General features: G+C 70.2%; 6 protein-coding genes. 5 read left to right on the forward strand and 1 reads right to left on the reverse strand.

What is annotated here, in order from left to right; all coding sequences use genetic code 11:
• The 4 genes from G6026_RS17315 to era form a co-directional block, all read left to right on the forward strand.
• The coding region (locus tag G6026_RS17315) for a PhoH family protein (RefSeq protein WP_241728009.1) at window positions 1–594 on the forward strand (594 nt) is incomplete at its 5' end.
• A complete protein-coding gene (ybeY, locus tag G6026_RS10025) occupies window positions 591–1,085 on the forward strand; it encodes an rRNA maturation RNase YbeY (protein ID WP_107756116.1) in 495 nt (164 codons plus the stop codon). The genes G6026_RS17315 and ybeY, both read left to right, overlap by 4 nt.
• Before the next feature lie 3 nt (window positions 1,086–1,088).
• Entirely contained in the window at window positions 1,089–2,414 is a 1,326-nt protein-coding gene (locus G6026_RS10030) for a hemolysin family protein (RefSeq protein WP_182613090.1), read from the forward strand.
• Entirely contained in the window at window positions 2,411–3,319 is a 909-nt protein-coding gene (gene era / locus G6026_RS10035; protein ID WP_182613091.1) for a GTPase Era, read from the forward strand. The genes G6026_RS10030 and era overlap by 4 nt, the downstream gene beginning before the upstream one ends.
• A 19-nt stretch (window positions 3,320–3,338) precedes the next feature.
• Here era and G6026_RS10040 read toward each other — a convergent pair whose 3' ends face one another.
• Window positions 3,339–4,253: an alpha/beta fold hydrolase gene (locus tag G6026_RS10040; protein ID WP_182613092.1), complete on the reverse strand. Its 915-nt coding sequence runs from the start codon at window positions 4,251–4,253 to the stop codon at window positions 3,339–3,341.
• A gap of 88 nt (window positions 4,254–4,341) precedes the next feature.
• Here G6026_RS10040 and recO point away from each other — a divergent pair.
• Window positions 4,342–4,969, forward strand: a 628-nt coding sequence (gene recO, locus G6026_RS10045) for a DNA repair protein RecO (protein ID WP_182613093.1), incomplete at its 3' end; no start/stop codon positions are given.

The raw sequence follows: 4,969 nt of genomic DNA on the forward strand, positions 1-4,969 counted from the left end.
ACCTACCTCGCCATGGCCAAAGCGGTCGCCGCGCTGCGGGCCAAGGACGTCAGCCGCATCATCCTCACCCGCCCGGCGGTCGAGGCCGGTGAGCGGCTCGGCTATCTGCCCGGCACGCTGCACGAGAAGATCGACCCGTACCTCCGGCCGCTGTACGACTCGCTCCACGACATGATGGACCCCGAGGCGATCCCCAAGCTCATGGCCGCGGGGGTGATCGAGGTGGCACCGCTGGCCTACATGCGCGGGCGCACCCTCAACGACGCGTTCATCATCCTCGACGAGGCGCAGAACACCACCCCCGAGCAGATGAAGATGTTCCTCACGCGCCTCGGGTTCGGCTCGAAGATCGTGGTGACGGGGGACATCACCCAGATCGACCTCCCGGGCGGGCAGCGTTCCGGCCTCAAGGTGGTGCGCGACATCCTCAAGGGGGTCCCCGACATCCACTTCTCCGAGCTCACCTCCGCCGACGTCGTGCGGCACGCGCTGGTGGCCCGGATCGTCGACGCCTACGCCAAGCACGAGGAGCGCCTCGAACGGGGCGAGGACCCCACGACCGGACACAGGAACAGGGAGCACCGCCGCAGATGAGCATCGAGGTCGCCAACGAGTCGGGGGTGGAGGTCGACGAGGCAGAGCTCATCGACGTCGCCGCGTTCGTGATCGCCCGGATGGACGTGCACCCGGCCGCCGAACTGTCGGTCACGCTCGTGGACAAGGACACCATGGCCGATCTCCACGTGACGTGGATGAACCTCCCGGGTCCCACCGACGTCATGAGCTTCCCCATGGACGAGCTCTCCCCGGGCGGGCGCCCCGACCTGCCCGACCCCGGGCCGGCGATGCTCGGGGACATCGTGTTGTGTCCGGCGTTCGCCGCCGACCAGGCCGCCAGCTCCGGGCATCCGCTCGCGCACGAGCTCGCGCTGCTGACCGTGCACGGGTGCCTGCACCTGCTCGGGTACGACCACGCCGAGCCGGCCGAGGAGCGGGAGATGTTCGGCCTGCAGAACGAGCTGTTGGGCGAGTGGTACGACCACCGGGACGCCTCGCAGGACGACGCCCCGCGCGCGGACGCCTGACCCGTGGACCAGATCATCCTCACCGCTGTCGCGGCTGCACTGCTCATCCTGCTCGCCGGCGTCTTCGCCGCCCTCGACGCGGCGCTGAGCACCGTGTCGGTGGCCCGGGTCGAGGAGATGGCCAAGGAGTCCCGCTACGGGGCCGCGAGGCTCTCCCGGATGCTGCTCACCCGTCCGCGCTACATCAATGTCACGGTGCTGCTGCATCTGTTGAGCCTGATCTCCGGCGTCGTGCTCCTCACCGTCGTGTCTGCCGAACTCATCGAGTCCACGGCCTGGGCGCTGGTCGGTGTGATCGCGGTGATGACCATCGCGGCGTATGTCGTGGCCGGCGTCGGCCCCCGCACGCTGGGACGCCAGCACGCGTACTCGCTCGCCCTGGGGGCCTCGACCCCGATGTGGGTGCTCGGAATGGTCCTGGGCCCCGTCGCCAGCCTTCTGGTGGGTGTCGGCAACGCCGTCACCCCGGGCCGGGGATTCCGCAACGGGCCGTTCGCCACCGAGATCGAACTGCTCGAGATCGTGGACATGGCCCGAGAGCGCGGCGTCGTGGCCGACGACGAATCGCGCATGATCCAGTCGGTGTTCGAGCTCGGGGACACCACCGCGCGCGAGGTCATGACCCCGCGGACGGAGATGGTGTGGATCGAATCGTCCAAGACGGTCGGTCAGGCCGCCCGGCTCGCCGTCAAGTCGGGGTACTCCCGGATCCCCGTGGTGGACGGTGACAACTCCGACGACGTGGTGGGGGTGATCTACCTCCGCGACATCGTGGCGCGACTCGACGACCCCGACGGACGCGCGGCTCCGGTCTCGGAGGTGATGCGTCCCGCGGTGTTCGTTCCGGACGCCAAGAGGATCGACGACCTCCTGTCGGAGATGCAGCGGGACCACAACCACCTGGCGATCCTGGTCGACGAGTACGGCGGGACCGCCGGACTGGTGTCGATCGAGGACATCCTCGAGGAGATCGTCGGTGAGATCGTGGACGAGTACGACACCACCGAGGTGCCCCCCGTCGAGGAGTTGGAGGACGGTCGGTACCGGCTGTCGGCCCGGCTCGGTCTGGACGAGGTCGCCGAGCTGTTCGACGTGGAGTTCGCGGACGAGGTGACCGAGGAGGTCGAGACCATCGGGGGCCTGATGGCGCTCGAGCTCGGCCGCGTCCCCCTACCGGGAGCGCACGTGGTCTCCGTCGGCCTGGACCTGCGCGCCGAGGGCGGTCACGACCGTCGCGGCCGGGTCAGGGTGATCACCGTGGTGGCCGAGAAGCTCGACCCGGCCGCCGGTGACGACGCAGACGAGAACGACGACGAGGAGAACCGATGACCACCCCAGAGGGCTTCCGGAGCGGATTCGTCAGCTTCGTCGGTCGGCCGAACACCGGCAAGTCCACCCTCACCAACGCGTTGGTGGGCGAGAAGATCGCGATCACCTCCTCCCGCCCCCAGACCACGCGCCACGCGATCCGTGGGCTGGTCCACCGGCCCGACGCCCAGATCATCCTGGTGGACACACCGGGGCTGCACAGACCGCGCACCCTGTTGGGCGAGCGGCTGAACGCCCTGGTGGAGGACACCTACTCCGACGTCGACCTCATCGGGCTGTGCATCCCGGCGGGGGAGCGGATCGGCCCCGGGGACCGCTGGATCCTCGAGCAGGTACGCAAGCTCTGTCCCACGACCCCGATCCTGGGTCTGGTCACGAAGATCGACACAGTCTCCAAGCAGAAGGTCATGGAGCAGTTGGTCGCGGTGTCCACGCTCCTCGGGCCGGAGGCCGAGGTCGTCCCGGTCTCCGCCGCGTCCGGTGAGCAGGTGGACGTGGTGGCGGACGTGATCGCCTCCCTGCTCCCCGAGGGACCGCGGTTCTACCCCGAGGACGTGATCACCGAGGAGTCCGACGAGACCAGGATGTCCGAGCTCATCCGCGAGGCCGCACTCGAGGGCGTCCGCGACGAACTGCCCCACTCGATCGCCGTGTCGATCGAGGAGGTGCTGCCGCGAGAGGGACGTGATGACATGGTGGACGTCCACGCGACCGTCTACGTCGAGCGGCAGAGCCAGAAGGCGATCGTCCTGGGCAAGGGTGGCTCGGGCATGCGTGAGGTGGGCACCCGGGCCAGGGCGGGGATCGAGGAGCTGCTCGGGACCAGGGTGTACCTGGACCTGCATGTCAAGGTCCTCAAGGAGTGGCAGCGCGACCCCAAGATGCTCGGGAGACTCGGCTTCTAGACCGCTGGCGCGATCGCTCCTAACCCACGGCCGAACGCACGATCCCCACGATCGTCTCCCGCGCGGCCCGGCCCTCGGGGGTGGGTTGCAGCGGGTGCACGTGCAGTAGGTCCTTCTCCTCGACATAGGTGACGTCGACGCCGGCGGCGCGAGCCCGCTCCACCCCGAGGCGCACGTCCGGCAGGACGATGTCGCGGGTGGCGGCGAAGACCGTCAGGGGACCCACACCGGTGAAGTCCCCGCACAGCGGGCTCACCCGCGGGTCGTCCAGGGGCAGGTCGACCCGCCAGGCGTCGATGAACACCCGCAGACCCTCACGGGCGAGCCACGGGTCACGGGGCTGGACCCGGTCGATGTCCGGGTTGTCCATCGCCAGGTCGAGTGCGGGGGAGATCAGGATCGTCGCGGGAAGCGGGGGGACACCCCGATCCCGCAGCTCCATGACCGCGGAAAGCGCGATCTGGCCCCCCGCGCTGTCACCGGCGAGACACACCGGGTCGTGCTCGGCGAGCTCGTCCCGCACCAGGTCGGCCACCCCGGACACCACGCTCGCCGCCGTTCCACGGTTCGATGCCGTCACCGGTCCGGCCAGGGGGTAGACCGGCACCAGGACGCGGGTGTGGGCCTCGGCGGCCATCTGGGCGCACAGTCGCCAGTGCGGCGCGACGATCTCCTTGGCCCAGCCTCCACCGTGGACGTAGACCACGGTGCCGCTCGCGGGTGCCTCGGCGGGTTCCAGTACGTAGACCGGCCACCCGTTCCGGTCGGCACGGGTGAGCCGGACATCGTCACGCAATCGCGGCGGGGCGTACGACGCCGGACGCACCGCGGCCTCGTCGAGGAAGTCACGGGCACGCTGTGGCTCGGCGAACAGGCGCTGCCGCCGGGTGGCGCGGATGAGCAGAGGGATGAGGTGGGAGGCGAGACTGGGCACAACGAGACACTAGCCCTCGCCGGGGGACCCGGTGCTCATCAGGGAGTGGGACAATGGTCGTCTACGCCCCGCAGGCGAGGAGGCCCGGATGCACCCGTTCACCGACACCGGTCTCGTCGTGCGCACCTACGACCTGGGTGAGGCGGACCGGATCGTCACACTCCTCACCCAGCACCACGGGTTGGTCAGGGCCGTCGCCCGCGCGGTGCGCCGCACCCGGTCGCGGATGGGCGCCAGCCTGGAGCCGTTCGCCGTGGTGGAGGTGCAGATCGCCCCGGGTCGGGGCCGCAGCGGACTGGGTTCCGTCAGGCAGGCGTCGAGCCGTGAGTCGCTGGCCCGCCCCCTCGTGGCGGACTATCCGGCGTACACCTCGGCCTGCGTCGTCCTGGAGACCGCGGAGCGGTTGGCGGGTGAGGAGGGCGCACCCACACCGAGACTGCTCGGCCTCGCCGTCGGGGCGCTGCGCTCCCTGGCCGAACACCGGCGGCCGCCGGGCCTGGTCGCCGACGCGTTCCTCCTTCGCGCCATGGCGGCGTCCGGCTGGGAGCCGGTCCTGGACCGCTGCGTGCTCTGCGGCGTGGTGGGGCCGCACAGGGCGTTCCACGTGGCATCCGGTGGAACCGTCTGCGTGCACTGCAGGCCGCAGGGGTGTGCCATGCTCTCCCCGGGTGTCGCCGAGCACCTGTCGGCACTGTTGGCCGGACGGTGGGAGGGCG

This window comes from Dietzia sp. DQ11-38-2 (assembly GCF_014145055.1).
Classification (GTDB): Bacteria; Actinomycetota; Actinomycetes; order Mycobacteriales; family Mycobacteriaceae; genus Dietzia.